The following is an 18,499-nucleotide window of genomic DNA, read 5'->3' as shown; positions in this document are numbered from 1 at the left end:
TTCATATTGGAACATTTGAATCCAAATCAATCAAACTCTTAGACCTGCACGAGATCCATATCCATTTCTTCTGCTTCCAGTTTACGCATCCCCATAATCAGAACGACAATGTTGGCAACCAGCAATACCGCCGGGAAAGGAACAGCCGTATATTGCCCGTAAATTAGATGACTCCCCACAGCACCAATCAGAATGAACGTCAATACGCCTGAAGCCAGAATACGAGTACGTGGAATCAACAGACCCACCGCACTGAGCAGCTCTACTGCACCAATGAGATACATCGTCCATATAGGATAGGAGAAACCTTCGAAAGTCTGTACCATCATCTCTGCTCCACTAACCTTGTTTAAGCCTGCCATTACAAACATACCTGCAAGCACAACCAACGCAATATATCCTAAAATTCTTATGCCTTTGTTCATATGTATAATCCTCCTGAAAGTGAATGTCCATATCCATCTGTTGTATAAAAAGCAATCTATGTAAAAGTTACAACGTAACTCTATTTTTAAAATGGGTAATTTGCACTGCGAAATTGATATGTGCTGATATTATACATATTAATAATCATTAACTTACTTTTATGAAGTGAGTATATAATAATAACATTATTTATTCAAGTAATTTTTTGACGAATAGTGTATAATACATACAAAAGGTATGTTACAGTACATTTTGTAGTAACATGTTGACTTCATTGTCCCTTACTTTGGTCAGAGCGGCAGAAAGCCACGCACTTTTATATATACGAGGAAATCCATCCATACTTAATTGAATCGAGGTGAACACGTTGAAGCTGAGAAAAGTAAAATCACCAAGTCCTTGTCTCATTACTCAGGCCATGGATATCATCGGTAAGAAATGGGTGCTGCTCATCATGTACCAACTGTTATCCGGACCCAAACGATTCACAGAGCTGGAAGCAGAAATGGCGATTAGCGGTCGGTTGTTATCCGAACGTCTGAAGGAAATGGAAATGGAAGGTATCGTAACCCGGCATATGTATCCTGAAATTCCGCCTCGCGTAGAGTATGAATTGACGCCCAAAGGCAGAGCTATTGAACCCGTCATCAATCAGATTTACAACTGGTCCTCAGACTGGTTGAAACAGCAGCAGTCTACTAAGTAGCCAGATTCTGATTCATGTACAACACAAAGACGCCTGAATTGAACTGATCTTCGGATCAGTCCAGATTCAGGCGTCTTTTTCACGCATTTATATTTCTTGTTTAAGTTATAAAAAGGATTAATGCGAGAGGTGTTTGGATGGCTGAAGCTGTACCGGCAATCCCGAATCTGCCGACACCAATGCCGCCGTTGTAATTTCCTGCGTACGGCAGGCATCCGCATAATCGGACAAAATCCGTGAACGATCTCCGGTACGAAGGGCGTGAATAAACGCTTCATTTTCCCGCTCATACGGGTTATGCCCTGCGGGAATCTCCAGACCTGCCATCGCATGAGGGGCAGCACTTGGCAGAAGAAGACGTTCAGGTGTCCAGTCCCATACTCCGGCATCCGTGTAGAACTGGAGCCCTGCACCGCCCTCACCATCTGGCAGCAGGCAGGTGTTGGCAATGCTTGCGATCGCTCCATTCTCCAGCTTAAGCGTTACATTCGCCACATCAGCTACCGTGACATGCTCATGCTTTTCATGCATACTGCGTTGGGCCGCTACAGCGTATACCTCTGTCACTTCACCCGCACAATACCGCAGCAAATCCACGATATGGGTCGTCTGTTCCACAAACTGTCCCCCGGAGCCTTCCTGACGGCGCCACCAGGCGACTCCTGGCATTCCGCCCATCCAGCGCCCAAGCGCCATGCCGACGGTCTGCTCTTTCATCGCTTCTTTCAGTACCAGTGCAGCCTCCTGATAACGGAAATGATAACCTACCGAGGTCAACAATCCAGACTTTTGTACCTGATCCAGCACCTGACGAGGGATATCCATGCCTGTACTTAGCGGTTTCTCCACCAGGAACGGGATACCCCGACGAATCAATTCAGTTTCAATCGATCCATGAGACATCGGAGGCACACAGATATAGACTGCATCCAGCTTTTCACCATCCAGCATATGTTCAAGTTCACCGTAGCCAACAGCATCATAGACGGAAGCCATAGCCTCCGCCTTCTCCAGCGTTGTTCCACAGACAGCTGCTACACGAACGCCTTCCATTCGTGCCAGAATATCTGCATGTACCTTGCTGAACCAACCTGTTCCAATGATGCCAATCTGTAAAGTCATAGATGTAATCCCCTCTCCTTGTTACACGCTTACATGTTCCATTCGACCCCCAGATGCGAAATCCTGCATTACATTTTGCCCGATGCTTCCCAGAGCAGCTGATCCAGTTCATTCGCAAACCGTATCGCTTGTTCCTCCGGCCAATCCAGGCGTTCAGCCATATACTGAATAACCGCTGCCTTATACTGACGGACTTCGTCAATGCGGAAAAACAGGTCTCCGGTGCGTCTCACAAAAAAGTCCGCCGGTGTCACAGCCATCTCCTCGTCAATGGCATAACGCAGCATTAGCAGCAGTTCCTGTGGCATAGCATGCAGCTCGGCCTTTGCCCGCGGATCAGGCATCCGCTCATACAATGCGTCCACATTGGAACCATATACTCGTGCTAATCGCTCAGCAGCAGATCGATCAAGTCCAAGTGCGACGCCATCCTTAATCTTGCGTTCAGCATACGCACCAAATCCGGCGGAACCGCCAACATGACCTCCAGAGATCGGCATCTTTTTCGTTATACATGGTCCAACGGATCTCCCCGTCTCCTGCTCCAATTGGCTAGCAGCGAGATCAACAACCATCTCGGCCATTTTCCGGTACCCTGTTAATTTACCCCCGGCAATCGTGATCAACCCCGAATGGGCTACCCACACTTCGTCCTTGCGCGAAATTTCGGAAGGCCCTTTACCCTCCTCATGGATTAACGGACGCACGCCTGCCCAACCGGACTCCACGTCCTCGGCTCGAATCCGAACACCCGGAAACATGCCGTTGACGGCATCGATGACATAATCACGGTCTGCCTCGGAGATTAGCGGGTGTGCGGGATCATCTTCGAAGACGGTATCTGTGGTTCCTACATAGGTTTTCCCATCCCTCGGAACAGCAAAGACCATTCGTCCATCCGGTGTATCAAAATATACAGCCTGCCTTAACGGGAACCGCGTACCGTCGAATACCAGATGAATACCTTTCGTCATCTGCAACGTTTTGCCCTGGCGGGGACCATCGATCTTGCGCAGCTCATCCACCCATGGACCGGAAGCATTAATCACCTTTGTTGCCTGCAAATCATAAGATTGACCGCTGATCTGGTCCACAGCCTGAATACCTGTAATAACCCCATTATCCTTCAGGAATGCTGCTGCTTTTACATAGTTCACGGCCTGTGCACCGCGCTGTACTGCTTCCTTCATCACTTCCATGGTAAGCCGGGCATCATCCGTTCGGTATTCCACATAGCGTCCACCACCCAGCAGTCCGTCCTTGCGCAGCAAAGGTTCACTGTCTGAGACGGCCCCGGCTTTTAACATCTGACGTCGTTCACTACGTTTTACTCCGGCAAGTCGGTCATACACCATCAGGCCAATGGATGTGCTGAAGCGGCCAAAGGTACCCGCCGTATAGATGGGGAGCAGCATCGGTTCGGGTGTCGTCACATGCGGTCCATTCTCGTACACCACCGCTCGCTCCCGTCCCACCTCAGCCACCATTTTCACTTCAAACTGCTTCAGATACCGTAGACCGCCATGCACCAGTTTGGTCGAACGACTGGATGTGCCTGCCGCAAAATCCTGCATTTCCACCAGTGCTGTCTTCAATCCGCGGGAAGCTGCATCGAGCGCAATCCCGGCTCCCGTGATTCCCCCACCAATAATCAATATGTCAAAATGTGCATTCGCCATCCGATCCAAATATTCCGTACGCTTTTCCGCCGAGAACGATGCTGTCATGCCGATCCCTCCCATTCATTACCTTTGTTTTACCCACAAAAGCACAAAAAAAGACCACGTCATTCGCTTCAGCAATTGCTGAGCGGTACGTGGTCTCTCCCGATCTCCAGACATCATTTTTTTAACTTGTGACTTAATCCTATCACACATTTAAGGCGGCGTGAAGGCCTGAAATGACACATTATTCAAAAAAATTTCAAAAAGTTGTTCTGCCTGCGGATGGAATTTCAAACTGATCCACTAATCATTTATTTTTCCTTATAGTGGGTATATGTTTTCTCTTCTCCAGGAAAATAACCCCTGTAAGTTATGCATCATTTTCCACCAATAAATATCATTTATTGTAGAACTTTATCGAAAAAGTACAAATGCCCATTTGAAATATAATCCACTCATTTGAACACCATCGCTGCCTTCACAGCACGTTGCCACCCTGCATACCGTTCTGTACGCTCTTCCTCCGCCATAACCGGATGGAAGACACGCTCCGTATTCTCGTGATTCGCCAATTCATCCGCGCTGTCCCAATATCCTACTGCCAGTCCTGCCAGATAAGCCGCACCTAATGCCGTCGTTTCGTTCACATTGGGGCGCTCCACAGGAATATTCAGAATATCACTTTGGAATTGCATCAGAAAATCATTGGCAGCCGCTCCCCCATCCACACGCAAGGCATTCACCGGCATACCTGAATCGGATTCCATTGCCTCCAGTACATCCTTGGTCTGATACGCCAGTGCTTCCAGAGTTGCACGGATAAAGTGTTCTTTGGTGGTTCCACGCGTCAAACCAAACACCGCTCCCTTAACTTCACTGTCCCAGTAAGGGCTGCCCAGACCCACAAATGCAGGCACCATATAAACACCGTCTGTAGAGGGTACACGTGCCGCATAGTCCTCACTGTCTTTTGAGGAACGAAGCATCCGTAAGCCGTCACGCAGCCACTGTACCGCCGAACCTGCGACAAAAATACTGCCTTCCAGCGCATACTCGATCTTGCCATGAATGCCCCAGGCGATGGTTGTAATCAGCCCATGGTTGGACTGTACGGGTTGTTCTCCAGTATTCATGAGCATAAAACATCCGGTGCCATACGTATTTTTCATGCTCCCCTTCGTATAACAGCCCTGACCGAATAATGCCGACTGCTGATCTCCTGCTGCTCCGGCAATCGGAATCCGATGACCGAAGAAGTGGTAGTCAACCGTATGTGCGTAAACCTCGGATGAACCGCGCACTTCCGGCAGCATGGCTTTGGGAATATCCAGAATGTGCAGCAATTCCTCATCCCATTGCAGATCATAGATGTTGTACATTAAAGTGCGAGAAGCATTGGATACATCAGTGACATGTGTACCACCGCTCAGCTTCCAGATCAGCCAACTATCGATCGTACCAAACAGGAGCTCACCCTTCTCGGCACGCTCGCGAGCATCTGGCACATGATCCAGAATCCACTTTACCTTGGTTCCCGAGAAGTAAGGGTCAATGAGTAAGCCCGTTTTGCGATGAAAAAGGTCACCCAGGCCCTTCGCCTTCAACTCATCACAAATGTCAGCCGTTTGTCTGGACTGCCAGACCACTGCATTATAGATGGGCCGGCCCGTTTCTTTGTCCCATACCACAACCGTTTCCCGCTGGTTCGTAATGCCGATGCCGGCAATCTGGACCGGCTTGATTCCACTTTCGGCCAGACATGAAGCCATCACTGCCAGAATGGAGCTCCAAATTTCATTGGCGTTCTGCTCCACCCAGCCCGGCTTGGGAAAATACTGCGGAAATTCCTGCTGTGCAATATGCACAATCTCCCCGCTCCGGTTAAATAAAATCGCCCGGGAACTCGTCGTCCCCTGATCCAGTGCCATAATATATTTTTCCATACAGACAACCTCCTGTTGTGGGATTACTGCTTATATTCTGTATGCGAGTTCTTGTAGTGCCGAATCAGATCCACGTTGGAAGTGGTTACTGCGGTAGCCCCGGCTTCCAGCGCCAGTCCAACCTCTTCCGTTGAGCGGATCAACCCACCTGCAATAATGGGTATACCTGTCCGTATGGATACTTCTGCAATAATATGCGGGATAACACCGGGCAGTACTTCAATATAATCCGGCTGGGTCTTGGACAGCAAAAGATAACTTTTCTCCAGTGCATTTGTATCCAGCAAGAAAACGCGCTGAATGGCCGTGATCCCTTTTTGCTTCGCCTTCTGAATTACACTGGCCCGCGTCGAAATCAGTCCTGCCGGGCGAATATGCTGGCATAAATACTCTGCTGCATATTCATCGTTCTTCAGCCCCTGTACCAGATCGGCATGCAGTAATATTTTCTTCTCACGCCGCCGCGCTTCCTCCATCACACTGTGAAGCTGCGCGATGTGCGTATCCAGCATAACCCCATAGGTGAAAGGGCCTTCAATCATTGCTTCGAACTGCTTCATGCTCTTGGCAGCCGGTAACACATACTGTCCCTCAAATGGCACCTTCGTTCCTCCCGCATAAATCAGATGCCTATATTGTATAGTTCGTATGGTATGAACGGCAAGCAAAGTCAGGACCGTCAGATTAATTCTTGGCGTGAGACGGGGCCATTCCATTCTCTAAACTCAAAAAAGCTGTTCATGTATACCCGGAGGAGTATACACAAACAGCTTAAATTGTCTTGTTTATTGGACCGTATGGCAAACAGGCTTTATGCCAAAATCATATTGAACAATCGATCGGGATCGGGATCAACCTTTTAGGCTTGGGCATGCGGAAGCAAGGTCTCTTCACCAGCCCATGCATCATTTTCTGCCAAGTGACCGGAACGGCTCACTTTGGTCTGCAAATATTTTTCGTTGAAGGACGAGCGATCTCCCCACAGTGGCACACGTCCACCCACATTCAGTCCCGCTTCCTGCAAAGCAGCGAGCTTGCGTGGATTGTTGGTGATCAATGTAACGGGTGCTGTACGAAGCGCACGCAATACGGCAATGGCATCATCATAATTACGCGCATCGTCTGTGAACCCAAGTTGCAGGTTCGCGTCAACGGTATCCAGACCTTCCTCTTGCAGCAGGTACGCCATCGCTTTGCTGAACAGACCGATGCCACGACCCTCATGGTTCGCCAGATAGAAGAGTGCACCTGCTCCATGGGCAGCAATCATCTTCATCGATTGCTCGAGTTGGAAACCGCAGTCACAGCGTTTGCTACCAAAGATGTCGCCTGTATGACAGATGCTGTGCATCCGAATCAGCGCTTCCTGTGCTTCGGCAAACTCACCGTACACCAATACGCTGGATTGCTGACGTTCAGCCAGTTCGGCAGTAGCGAGAGATTCAATCAACTCGCGGCTTTCCATGACTTTCTCCGATTTCATCCAGCTGTACCACTGGAAGGTATGTGTCTCTCCATCCAGATTCACTGGGAGTTTAATCGGCCCAACGAGATAAATGAATTCTTTTCCACTCGGAAAAGTCTGAATTTTGGGGGCAAGCAGTTGAATAATATGTGAATTAATCATTAGTAAGTTCCTCCTGTTAAGCCATCTTGTTATGAATTGATTCGCATCCAGACGGAAAATGGATCACTGAATTGCATATCATACGTATCTATATTATTGTCATCATCATTAGTTACTTTATGTAAGCAAGTTTAAAATAAAAATTATGTTGTGTCAAGTAACTTTTGTTTCTAAAGTAACTAATAAATTTATGATACGCAACCGACACAAATTTGTGTTTCATTTCAGGAATATTGGGTATGAGTTTATAAACTGCTCATACACTTATGTTGTAGTCCATCGCACTTCATGCCTCGAACTTAACGATGAGGGGGTTATCACATGATCCGCCGGAAAAGAACATGCTGGACAGCCATTCTGCTAGTCTGTGTCATGCTGGTGAGCGGATGCTCCATCTGGCCGGGACAGAACGATTCATCGAGCAACAAAAAGGTAACGCTTACATTATGGTACTGGAATCGTTCCATCGATGATAAGCTGATTGCCAAGGCCAAGGAAAAGTTCCCCAATATTGAACTGACCGCCCAGAAAATCGGTGGTGATTTCAAGGCAAAACTCAAAACGACACTCGCTGCGCGCTCAGGTGAGCCCGACATTGTCGCATTGAACGATTGGATCATGGAGCTCTTTCCCAGCGAGGACCGTTTCTATAATCTGTATGATCTCGGCGCAGGTGACGTCGAAGACCAATACCTGGCGTGGAAATGGAAACAAGGCGTTACACCGGACGGACAGATGATCGGCTTCCCCATGGATACGGGACCGACAGCCCTCTTCTACCGTGCAGATCTGTTTAAGGAAGCCGGATTGCCTTCCGAGCCTGAAGAAGTGGCTCGTCAGATCAACAACTGGAATGCCTATTCTGCTGCAGGAGAAAAGATCAAGGAAAAGTTCGGAGGCAAGGTTTTTCTAACCGACAATATTGGAACCGTTTACAATCAAGAGTTATCCCAAGGAACCGAACGGTATTTCCGTCCTGACGGCTCGTTTATCGGCATGGATTCTCCACTCGTCAAGCAGAGCTGGGATACCGCCGTATCCTTCAAGCAAAAAGGGCTGCTTGCTAATGCAGACGGCTGGACCCCGGGCTGGAACGCAGCGATGAATAATGGTGAGATCGCTTCCTTTGTGGGGGCGGTCTGGATGAAGCAGGTACTGCAGGAAGCCGCGCCGGATACATCTGGCAAGTGGCGAGTCACTCGCGCTCCTGGTGGAGACGGCAATAACGGTGGATCATTTCTGTCCATTTTGAAGTCGAGCAAACACCCAAAAGAAGCGTTCGAAGTCATTCAGTGGCTGCAAAGCCCGGATAACCAGCTTGAACAATATAAAACGTTGAACCTGTTTCCTTCGGCACCTGGTGTGTTTGATACACCGGCGATAAAAGAAGAAGAACCCTTCTTCGGCGGGCAGGCAACAGGACCTGTATTTGCCGAATCGGCACAGCATGTGCCAGAGGCTTTCTTTGGCGAACGATACCCTTCGGTACACAACATCATTACTCGGCGGCTGAATGATATTGCGAAGCAAAATGCCAACCCGGAGCAGGTCTGGCCTGATACGGTTCACCGTGTTGAGCGGGAGTTACAGCGTTAATTCAGACACTCTAATGAGATGGCAATCCGCAAAGGAGGAATTCATATGGCTGTAACCGAACCTCGCCTCACTCCGAATCCGGGGAAGGTAAGTCCGGATTTGGATCGGCAGAAATCACTCTTGTCCAGGATGTGGGAACATCGTGCACTCTATGTGGCGATCTCCCCGTTTTACATTCTGTTTGCCGTGTTTGGACTGTTTCCGATCGGCTTTTCCTTATATCTGGCCTTCCACAAATGGGATGGCATTGGTGTGATGACCTATAACGGACTAAACAACTTTAAATATATGCTGACTGACGCTGAATTCTGGCAAGCGGTGGGCAACACGTTCATGATCTGGATCTATTCCACCATCCCCATGTTGTTCTTTGCCCTGATCATTGCGTTTTTACTGCATGCCCCTTTTGTGAAGTTCCGTACGCTGTTTCGGGTGGGGTATTTCCTGCCGAACGTGACGTCCATCGTAGCCGTCGCCATTATCTTCGGTGCCTTGTTTGCTAACAATTATGGCTTCCTCAACTATCTGCTCCAGTCCGTCGGGCTACCAGTGGTGGAATGGCTGAATGCACCATGGGGCATCAAAGTGGCGATCTCCTCCATGGTGGTCTGGCGCTGGACAGGATACAACGCAGTCATCTATCTGGCCGGACTTCAAAGCATCCCGCAGACATTGTACGAGGCAGCCAAGATTGACGGTGCATCCGGAATACAGTCCTTTTTCCGAATTACAATTCCGATGCTGCGTCCCGTCATTCTGTTCACTGTGATCACATCGACGATCGGCGGCATGCAGCTATTTACCGAGCCACAAATTCTCGTGGGTAACGATGGCGGCGCAGGTGCAGCCGGGATGACCATTGTATTGTACCTTTACCGCGAATCATTCATTAACAACTATTTTGGCTACGGTGCTGCGGTTGGTTGGGGCATGTTCCTCATTATCGCCCTGTTCTCGATTGTGAACTGGAAGCTTGTTCAAGGCAAGTCATCCTGATGTGACAAGGGGGGAACGCTCATGACGTCCAAATCTCTCAAATCGCTGGTGTTGTATATCGGTCTTATCGGGGGCATGCTTATTTCCATGTTCCCGTTCTATTGGCTGATTGTCATGTCTACCCGGACGACGTCCGACATTTATAAGTTCCCACCTCAGCTCTGGTTCGGGGGCGAACTGTGGAACAATATCAGTCGGGTGCTTCAGCAGATTGATTTCTGGGGCGCATTTATGAATACGTTGTTTGTGTCGGGCCTGGTGACGGTACTGGTGCTGTTTTTTGACTCACTGGCAGGGTTTGCGTTTGCGAAGTTTGAATTCCCGGGTAAAAAATGGCTCTTCGTCCTGCTGCTCGCCACCATGATGGTGCCTTCCCAGCTGTCGCTGGTTCCTTCCTTCGTGCTTATGGCGACGTTCGGATGGGTCGGTTCCTTCAAAGCCCTCATTATTCCGGGCATGGTGAACGCCTTCGGCATCTTCTGGATTCGCCAATATGCCACGGAGTCTATACCGAATGACCTGCTGGATGCCGGACGAATCGATGGCTGTAATTTTTTCCGGCTCTATTGGAACGTGGCATTGCCTATTCTGCGACCTGCGTTTGCTTTCCTCGGTGCGTTCACGTTTATTGGCGTATGGAATGATTATCTCTGGCCCCTGATCGTCCTGACGGATGCGCGAAAGTATACGCTGCAGATTGCGCTGTCTCAATTAAACGGACTGTACAATACGGACTACGCGATGGTTATCGCCGGTACTCTGCTGGCAGTAATTCCGCTGATTGTGATGTTCCTGTTCATCAGCCGCCAGTTTATCTCCGATATTGCCGCAGGAGCTGTAAAGGATTAGAGCTGGCGGATAGCGCATTTTGATCCATCCCTCAAGTCTGATATTCTTATCTATAGATAAATACCAGATGCCATATAAGTTGGGTGAATAGCGTCACGTGGGCGGAGGGGCTTTCTGTACCCGGAGTGTAAACGTGTAACCACATTCATTTCACTTATATATTCAAGAAAGAGGGATGACAAAATGGCTTCTTCACCCTATATGATCGGCGTAGATATCGGCACCACCTCCACCAAGGCCGTCCTGTTTGAAGAGAACGGGACGATTGTGGCTCAAGGCGGTGCCGATTACCCGCTGTATACCCCTACTCCTGCGATTGCAGAGCAGGATGCAGAAGATATTTTCAAAGCGGTCGTAGAATCGGTTAAACAAGCGACCTCCAAGGCGGGCATCAAACCGGATGAAATCCTGTTCGTCTCGTTCAGTTCGGCCATGCACAGCATTCTGCCTGTTGATGAACATGGCAAACCACTAATGCGGGCGATGACTTGGGCAGACAATCGCAGTGCCGAGTGGACGGAAGCGCTCAAAACCGAAATGAACGGTCACGAGATCTATTCGAGAACCGGTACACCGATTCATCCAATGTCACCTCTGACCAAAATCATGTGGCTGACGCGCGATGAACCGGAACTGTTCAAACAGACGCATAAATTTATTTCAATGAAAGAATACGTCTTTTATAAATTGTTCTCCGAGTATGTGATTGACCACTCCATGGCCTCTGCCACGGGAATGATGAATCTCGAAAAGCTCGACTGGGACGAGGAAGCTCTTCATGTCGCAGGCATCACCCCGGATCATCTGTCCCGCCTTGTGCCGACGACACATGTACTCAAGAAAGGTTTGAATCCGGAGTATGCCAAGCAGATGGGTATTGCGGATACGACGCCATTTGTCATCGGGGCAAGTGACGGCGTGCTCTCCAATCTGGGTGTTAACGCCATTGATCCAGGCGTTGTGGCCGTTACGATCGGGACCAGCGGAGCGATTCGTACCGTCGTGGACAAGCCGGTCACTGATCCGAAAGGACGCTTCTTCTGTTATGCGCTCACGGAGGATGCGTGGGTGATTGGCGGTCCAGTCAACAATGGCGGAGTCATTTTCCGCTGGATACGGGATGAATTTGCAGCGTCCGAGGTAGAAACAGCGAAACGACTCGGGATTGATCCGTATGAAGTATTGACCCGTGTCGCCGAAAATGTACCCCCAGGCTCGGAAGGCCTGCTGTTCCATCCGTACATGACCGGTGAGCGGGCTCCACTATGGAATCCGAATGCACGCGGCTCATTTTTTGGCCTGACGCTGCATCACAAGAAGGAGCATATGATTCGCGCTGCTCTTGAGGGTGTCTTGTTTAACCTGTATACCGTCATGCTGGCAATTGAAGAGAAAATCGGGCGCCCCAAAAAAATTCAGGCTACGGGCGGCTTCGCCCGTTCCGAGCTATGGCGGCAGATGATGGCTGATATTTTCGATCAGGATGTTATCATTCCCGAAAGTATCGAGAGCTCCTGCCTCGGGGCAGCTGTGTTGGGGCTATATGCCCTTGGCCGCATCGATTCCCTCAGTGCCGTCTCCGGCATGATTGGATCAACGCATCGGCATCAGCCAGACCCGAATAGCGTTCGCATCTATCGCGAACTCCTGCCGATCTTCATCCGCATCTCCCGCAAGTTTGAAGAGGAGTATGCTGATATCGCTGCATTTCAGAATAAAACGATGCAGAAGTGAGTGATTGGGTAGGCCAGTAGGCGAGTTCATCATAGGCCACCCTTCCTGCTGCCAAACGCCATACGCTAACGAACCACACGCACCTTATTAGAGGTTTAAAGCTTGGTTTAGCATTCTAATGAACTCCAGCCACCTTATATCGGCTGATCGCAGCATATATCTGCCTATAATTTGAAAATACAGGGCAATAGCGTGCCTGAGATTCGTTAAAAAACCTGATTATGCCGAATACCCTCCAATAGCGTGTGTGAGCTTCGTTGGAAGCAGCCGTTCATCCTATCCATTCTAGGATGGCTTCTGGGGGGCTGTGCCCGCTCGTAATAACATATGACATCCCGATGACCCGTCAGATGAACATTCATGAGGGCCGTCCCCCTGGTGCAATGGGGGACGGCCTTTTTCATGCAGGCTTTTTTCCACAACGTATAATCAAGAATGATCCACGTTACTCCTTCGCTCCCTTCACACTTCATAACGTGCCGATGAGCATCTTAAGCAAAGTAGTGCAATCAGCATGCTGAAAAAAAATAATGATTAATATATATGGGCATAACAAAACTCCACAGCATGGAGCTGCTGTGAAGTTACAGGTTGTCTTCAGGTTATCTGCGAATTACTGGTTATATTTACTGAATGCATCCTTGTCTGCCTGCACATTTTCCAAATATACTATCTGCCCCGCCTCGTTCACACGAGCGATATCGATGCCTGTTTTGGCATACACCGTTCCGTCCCCCGCTTGTCCGCATACCGCCCAGTTCGTTTGGTAGCTGCCGTCAGTCTGTAGCACCCACCCGTCCCACATATGTTTTACGTCCTTATTGTACTCGTAGAAAGCCTTCATAAAACCATCGAATCCTGTTCTGCTGGTGCCGTTCAGCACAATCTCGGCATCCGGTGTAAACAGGGACAACAGATCCTGCATCGCACGTTCGTCTGTACGGGAAGCGTCAAATAAACGGAAATAGTTGTTTAACAAGGTAGTCATGGGTATTCCTCCTGAGATGTATAAGCCAATTTGGATTTCAGTTCGAAAAATTTCAAACTAACTGAGATGAAATGTACCACACTTTCCGTCCCCAGAACAACCCTCAGTTCGAAAAAAATCAAACATTGAAAGAGATTGTCGAATATGCTACCGTCATAGATATGAAAACTCCCACGATACCTATGGCTTCGGAATTGAATTTGACCGCGGTCTGCAACGCACTGGGCGATCCGGTACGGATGAAAATTGCACACTGTCTGGCCAGCTCTGGCGAGAAAAACTGTTCCGCCTTCGAAGTAGACCATATTTCCAAGTCAACGTTGTCTCATCACATCAAAATCTTACGTGAAGCAGGCCTTATCCGGCCTCGCATTGAAGGTAAACAGCACTTTTATTCTCTGCGAAAGGAAGACTTGAGCACCCGTTTCCCCGGTCTCGTTGAACTGATTCTGAATACAACCGAGGAATATGTACATTAAGGAAAACGAAGCTTGAATCATGCGATACATCATCTTATGGATTGCATAGAGGAGGATGATTTCTTGGATAAAAAAGCGGCAAAAATTCTGCTGGGCACCTTCTGGGGAAGCGGCGGCTGGAAAACAGCATCTCTTCCCTTCTCGGGGGATGACTTTGAATATGCCAAAAGCAAAGGCGTTATGTTCGATCCGCTAACCATTACCCATGATGAGATTGTCGCACGTTTGCATGAGATTCATCAGGACAACTCCATCAAGCGACGGGTAGTATCGGCATTTTTACACAGTTTGTCTACCAAAAAAGTATATCTGCGGAGCGCTCTTTCCAGCTGGGCTCTAACATCACAACTGCCTTTACATACCTACGAGGAACGCCGTGCACTGCATGCCAACACCAGCTCCTGCGGGGATTGCAACTTCCTTCACCTGCAATCGGACAAGACGTACACGGACGTCGATCTGAACGTATTGAACTTTGAACGGGTGAAATGGGGCGGGGTCCGCCATAATAACCTGTTATACTGCCTGATGGATCTGGAGCTACTGCTGGCTAGCAAGGAAGCCACCTATGAAGTCACTGACGCAGACATCGCAATACTTGTGAGCATGCTTGAAGCAGCGCAGACCTGCGAGCCTCATGAGAGCGCACGCGGGCTAGAAAAACGGTGGAAAGGCTTGTTTCCTTCGAGCAAACAGGAACGCGACGCCATCCTCGAAATCTGGGGTGCATCCGGTCTTCTTGAGCCGCAGGATACGCCACGGAAAAGCCGAGGTGGGTACAGCGACTTCCACTTTGCCGCAACCTGGCAGGGCGATGACGGTTATAGCGCAGATGCGGCAATTTCCATCTTTGGCTCCTATCTGCCCCAGAAACTCTAAGACCTTAACCAGCCCTAGGTCTGCTTAAACCTGGTTATATGAATGACAAACAAATACTTAGGTGGATATAGTAAAAACACTGTAGCTCGAAGGCTTGCAGTGTTTTACTGAAAACTGACCGATAATTTTCCGATAGGCATCAAGAATCAAGACATATTTGAAGGACAACTTACTATGTGTGGAATCAATCACACTTGTCGTTTTTATATAATTGGAAATAATTCACTCTTTATTGCCCGATTTATTCTAAACTTTTTAACGATTCAATCATATTAATTCGAGAGACCTTTCTCTGAAGCATCAAGTTAGAGAGCGTTGTAAGTAAAAATGCAATCATGATTGATACCAGCATAACCAAAATATTTATTTGATCTGGGATTTGTTGATGGGTACTCGACAACGCCTCAATAATAATCGAATACATGTATACGCTAATCGGCAGAGCTATAATGACCGCAAAGGTGGTGAGTATCATATTCTCGGAAAAGATAAGTCGATTTATTTTATATTTTTGATAACCCAGTACCTTAAGAGTAGCCAGCTCACGATTCCTTTCGTAAATGTTGATGGAGGATATGGTGTAGATGGCGCCAAACGAAAGAATAACAGCACTAATGATAAACATAATGAAGATAAAACTATTTTGCTTCATAATAAATTGTGCAGATTTTTTCAAATCATCCTTGTCCGCGATTGTATCTACCAGATTGTCTTGCTCAAAGAACTGTCGTACGTTAGTAAGGTCTGTGGCATTGCTAGCTTTCACTAGAATTGTGGTTGGGTTGTAATCGATCCCAAAACTCTCCAGATACGCTATCGAGCAAAAGAAAGATGGATTGGAATACTGATTGGATATTTGTGCAACCTTCATATCGACCGTTTTATTCGCAAACGAAGGATCAGTGAATCGAATTCGGATCGTATCCCCTATCGCAACCTTATAGTGATCCGCATATGATTTTGGTACCAGCACACCATTGTCCATGAGTGTCATGGGATTATCTTTTTCGTCGAAAAATTGGATAAGAGTATTGTCCTTCTCCGTAACGGTCAACGTGGCATTCTCATGTTCATCGCCCTTGGTAAACTCCACAGGAAAGGTTGATTGATAATAACTGCTTTCAATCCCAGTGGGTAATTCCACCTTTTCTAGCTCTGCCCCACTCGTGTATTCAACCTTCAGATCATAGGTATTCACCTCTTCGATCTGGTCGGCGACCCTTTGTAAGGACGTTTGTGTCCCGAACGCAGTGATCAACAACACTGTGCTCACCACAACGCCAACGGAACTTGCTATCGCCTTTTGCTTATTAAGAAAGATGTTTCTCAAAATGAGTTTATTGCTATAGGGAATACGTCCCCAAATTTTCGGAAGCTGTTCAATGAGCAGTTTTTTCATCTTCTTCGGCGGTTTAGGCCTCATCGCCTGTGCTGCATGTTCTCGAAGGATACCTATGCCGCTCAAGTAACATGCAAGCATGCCGAATGCACTTGAAAACAGGATAGGCATAATGATCGAGAAGGGGGATAAGGAGAATGTTATGTTCGGCAACGAGTAGGATCTAGCATTTGAAGCCTCAATCATTGGAACAAATATGATTGCCGAAATGATACAACCAAGAATGGAACCTATAATACCGACAAGTATCGGGAACCCCATGTAATGGAGCATAATGCTGCTGTTCTTCACGCCTAATGCCTTCATAATTCCTACCTGGTTCCTTTGCGAATCGATGATTCGAGACATGGTTAGGAAGAGAATGATCGCTTCGATGATAAAGAGAACCAGCGGAATAACCTTGCTCATCAATTTATTGTTATAGACTGTTTGTTGAAGCTGCGAGTAATTGAATGTTCGCTCTTTACTTATTTGACTTACATAAGAAAGTTGTTGAGACTGCGCTTCAACATTTTGGCCTAATCGGTCTATATCGTACCCTTCTTCAGCGTCAATCAAAACCTCATTATAATAAAGGTTACCTGCGATTCGAGGAATTCCCGCTTCAGCCATATATGCAAATCCCGAAGTTTTATGATCCTGGGTTTCGTTCTTTTTGGCATATTCCACATTTTCGCCCAAGCCGCTAATGGTGAATACCACATTCTCGTTATTGACGCTTAACTTCATTTGATCCCCGACTCTGTACTGGTGCTCCTTGGCGTAATGGGAATCAAGCAAGATTTGATCCTGGCGAGACGGAATGTTGCCCTCAATTATAGTAGGCGTATTAATGCTATTGATTTCGGGGATGGAGTGGATCTTTAAAGTTGCTTTCGTATCGCCAAATGATTGCGTCGCATCAAAGGTATACCGTCCCTCCACCTTCTTTATCCCTTCAATTCCACTCAACTTCGACATATCCTGCTTGGATACTTGGTCGTAGTAAACGTTTAAGTCACTTAAATTATGAGTTTGAAAGTAATTCTTTGAATAAGAGCTAAGGTTATCACTTAACGTTACCAGCCCCGTGTAGAAAAAAGCGCCTATGGTGATAACCAACACAAAGGCCAGAAATTGACCGATGGATTGCTTGATATCCCTTATCAATTTTTTGAATAATTTCATCACCACTCAATCCCTTCAACGCTTTGTTTATGCTCATTGACCGTTACGCTTTCAATTTTTCCGCTTTTCACCCGAATGATTTTATCCGCCATCGGCACAATCGCAGAGTTATGCGTGACCAGCACAACACATTTTTTCGTTTCCGTATTCAAATCCTGAAGCAGCTTCAAAACCGACTTGCCAGTTACATAATCCAACGCACCAGTGGGCTCATCGCATAGCAATAGCAGAGGGTTCTTTGCAACAGCACGTGCTATTGCAACTCGCTGCTGTTCTCCTCCGGAGAGCTGAGACGGGAAGTTTTTTATCCGATTCTTCAAGCCGACTTTATTTAATATCTCTTTGGCATCCAAATGGTCTTTGCATACTTCAGTGGCGAATTCAACGTTCTCTAAGGCATTCAAATTGGGGATTAAGTTATAGAATTGAAAGACAAAACCTACCTTCTCGGCGCGATATCCCGTAAGCTTCTTTTCGTTGAAGCTAGTAATATCCTTATCGCCAACAGTCACTTTACCCGAGGTTGCTGTATCCATGCCACCAAGTATATTGAGAATCGTGCTTTTACCGGCTCCGCTTGCACCTAGAACAACAACGAATTCACCCTCGTTAATGGTAAAGTCAACACCGTTCAGCGCTTTGATCGGCACTTCACCAATTTTGTATTCTTTCGTTACGCTTTTAAATTCGATTAATGTTTTCATAAATTCTTCTCTCCCCGTTATCTATTTGTCATACTTCTGGTGCTCCCTTTGGCAAGTATATTTTTATTTATGTAAGTATGTTAGTGTATGAGTATGTCACTCATGTAGCATACTATAATTCCACCGCAACAAATTGTCAATAACTGGACTCCGTGTAAAAAAAATCATCATCTACTCCTACCGAATTGTTTATTGACAAATTTTCGCATATAAGTTATGT

Annotated in this window: 16 protein-coding genes; 7 read left to right on the top strand and 9 right to left on the bottom strand. The window is 47.5% G+C overall.

What is annotated here, in order from left to right:
- Positions 1 to 38 precede the first annotated feature (38 nt).
- Positions 39 to 425: a DoxX family protein gene (locus HW560_RS07450; protein WP_090903292.1), complete on the bottom strand. Its 387-nt coding sequence runs from the start codon at positions 423 to 425 to the stop codon at positions 39 to 41.
- A gap of 419 nt (positions 426 to 844) precedes the next feature.
- Here HW560_RS07450 and HW560_RS07445 point away from each other — a divergent pair, with 419 nt between their 5' ends.
- A complete protein-coding gene (locus HW560_RS07445) occupies positions 845 to 1,132 on the top strand; it encodes a winged helix-turn-helix transcriptional regulator (protein ID WP_062321783.1) in 288 nt (95 codons plus the stop codon).
- Between the two features lie 117 nt (positions 1,133 to 1,249).
- On the opposite strand, the gene HW560_RS07440 is transcribed toward HW560_RS07445, so the two are convergent.
- The 5 genes from HW560_RS07440 to HW560_RS07420 all read right to left on the bottom strand — a co-directional run bounded on the left by HW560_RS07440 (position 1,250) and on the right by HW560_RS07420 (position 7,488).
- Entirely contained in the window at positions 1,250 to 2,254 is a 1,005-nt protein-coding gene (locus tag HW560_RS07440) for a Gfo/Idh/MocA family protein (protein ID WP_090903290.1), read from the bottom strand.
- Positions 2,255 to 2,322: 68 nt separating this feature from the next.
- Positions 2,323 to 3,981, bottom strand: a complete 1,659-nt coding sequence (locus tag HW560_RS07435) for a glycerol-3-phosphate dehydrogenase/oxidase (RefSeq protein ID WP_179262589.1) — start codon at positions 3,979 to 3,981, stop codon at positions 2,323 to 2,325.
- 392 nt (positions 3,982 to 4,373) lie between these two features.
- The gene (gene glpK / locus HW560_RS07430; RefSeq protein ID WP_090903286.1) at positions 4,374 to 5,861 is read right to left on the bottom strand and encodes a glycerol kinase GlpK; all 1,488 of its coding nucleotides are present in this window, start codon (positions 5,859 to 5,861) and stop codon (positions 4,374 to 4,376) included.
- A 23-nt stretch (positions 5,862 to 5,884) separates the two neighbouring features.
- Entirely contained in the window at positions 5,885 to 6,463 is a 579-nt protein-coding gene (locus HW560_RS07425) for a glycerol-3-phosphate responsive antiterminator (protein WP_179262587.1), read from the bottom strand.
- A 257-nt stretch (positions 6,464 to 6,720) separates the two neighbouring features.
- The gene (locus tag HW560_RS07420) at positions 6,721 to 7,488 is read right to left on the bottom strand and encodes a GTP cyclohydrolase II (protein WP_090903282.1); all 768 of its coding nucleotides are present in this window, start codon (positions 7,486 to 7,488) and stop codon (positions 6,721 to 6,723) included.
- A gap of 321 nt (positions 7,489 to 7,809) precedes the next feature.
- Here HW560_RS07420 and HW560_RS07415 point away from each other — a divergent pair, with 321 nt between their 5' ends.
- The 4 genes from HW560_RS07415 (at position 7,810) to gntK (ending at position 12,663) form a co-directional block, all read left to right on the top strand.
- Positions 7,810 to 9,084: an ABC transporter substrate-binding protein gene (locus HW560_RS07415; protein ID WP_179262585.1), complete on the top strand. Its 1,275-nt coding sequence runs from the start codon at positions 7,810 to 7,812 to the stop codon at positions 9,082 to 9,084.
- A gap of 129 nt (positions 9,085 to 9,213) precedes the next feature.
- Positions 9,214 to 10,080 carry a carbohydrate ABC transporter permease gene (locus tag HW560_RS07410; RefSeq protein WP_076287712.1) on the top strand — a complete coding sequence of 289 codons (867 nt, stop codon included), beginning with the start codon at positions 9,214 to 9,216 and terminating at the stop codon, positions 10,078 to 10,080.
- A 21-nt stretch (positions 10,081 to 10,101) separates the two neighbouring features.
- The gene (locus HW560_RS07405) at positions 10,102 to 10,929 is read left to right on the top strand and encodes a carbohydrate ABC transporter permease (RefSeq protein WP_072733733.1); all 828 of its coding nucleotides are present in this window, start codon (positions 10,102 to 10,104) and stop codon (positions 10,927 to 10,929) included.
- Between the two features lie 183 nt (positions 10,930 to 11,112).
- Positions 11,113 to 12,663 (top strand): gluconokinase, encoded by a 1,551-nt coding sequence (gene gntK / locus HW560_RS07400; protein ID WP_179262583.1) that lies wholly within the window; start codon positions 11,113 to 11,115, stop codon positions 12,661 to 12,663.
- A gap of 613 nt (positions 12,664 to 13,276) precedes the next feature.
- On the opposite strand, the gene HW560_RS07395 is transcribed toward gntK, so the two are convergent.
- On the bottom strand, positions 13,277 to 13,651 hold the full coding sequence (locus tag HW560_RS07395) for a nuclear transport factor 2 family protein (RefSeq protein WP_179262581.1): 375 nt from the start codon (positions 13,649 to 13,651) through the stop codon (positions 13,277 to 13,279).
- Between the two features lie 125 nt (positions 13,652 to 13,776).
- On the opposite strand from HW560_RS07395, the gene HW560_RS07390 reads away from it, so the two are divergent.
- Positions 13,777 to 14,130: an ArsR/SmtB family transcription factor gene (locus HW560_RS07390; protein WP_371129179.1), complete on the top strand. Its 354-nt coding sequence runs from the start codon at positions 13,777 to 13,779 to the stop codon at positions 14,128 to 14,130.
- A 63-nt stretch (positions 14,131 to 14,193) separates the two neighbouring features.
- Complete coding sequence (locus HW560_RS07385) at positions 14,194 to 15,009, top strand: hypothetical protein (protein WP_090903271.1); 816 nt, start codon at positions 14,194 to 14,196, stop codon at positions 15,007 to 15,009.
- A 241-nt stretch (positions 15,010 to 15,250) separates the two neighbouring features.
- On the opposite strand, the gene HW560_RS07380 is transcribed toward HW560_RS07385, so the two are convergent.
- Complete coding sequence (locus tag HW560_RS07380) at positions 15,251 to 17,575, bottom strand: ABC transporter permease (protein ID WP_179262579.1); 2,325 nt, start codon at positions 17,573 to 17,575, stop codon at positions 15,251 to 15,253.
- Positions 17,575 to 18,279 carry an ABC transporter ATP-binding protein gene (locus HW560_RS07375; protein WP_179262577.1) on the bottom strand — a complete coding sequence of 235 codons (705 nt, stop codon included), beginning with the start codon at positions 18,277 to 18,279 and terminating at the stop codon, positions 17,575 to 17,577. The genes HW560_RS07380 and HW560_RS07375 overlap by 1 nt, the downstream gene beginning before the upstream one ends.
- Positions 18,280 to 18,499: the final 220 nt, after the last annotated feature.

It is taken from the genome of Paenibacillus sp. E222 (genome assembly GCF_013401555.1).
Taxonomy (GTDB): Bacteria; Bacillota; Bacilli; order Paenibacillales; family Paenibacillaceae; genus Paenibacillus.
Note: the sequence above shows the minus strand (reverse complement) of the source record. Positions and strands in the feature narration are given on the sequence as shown.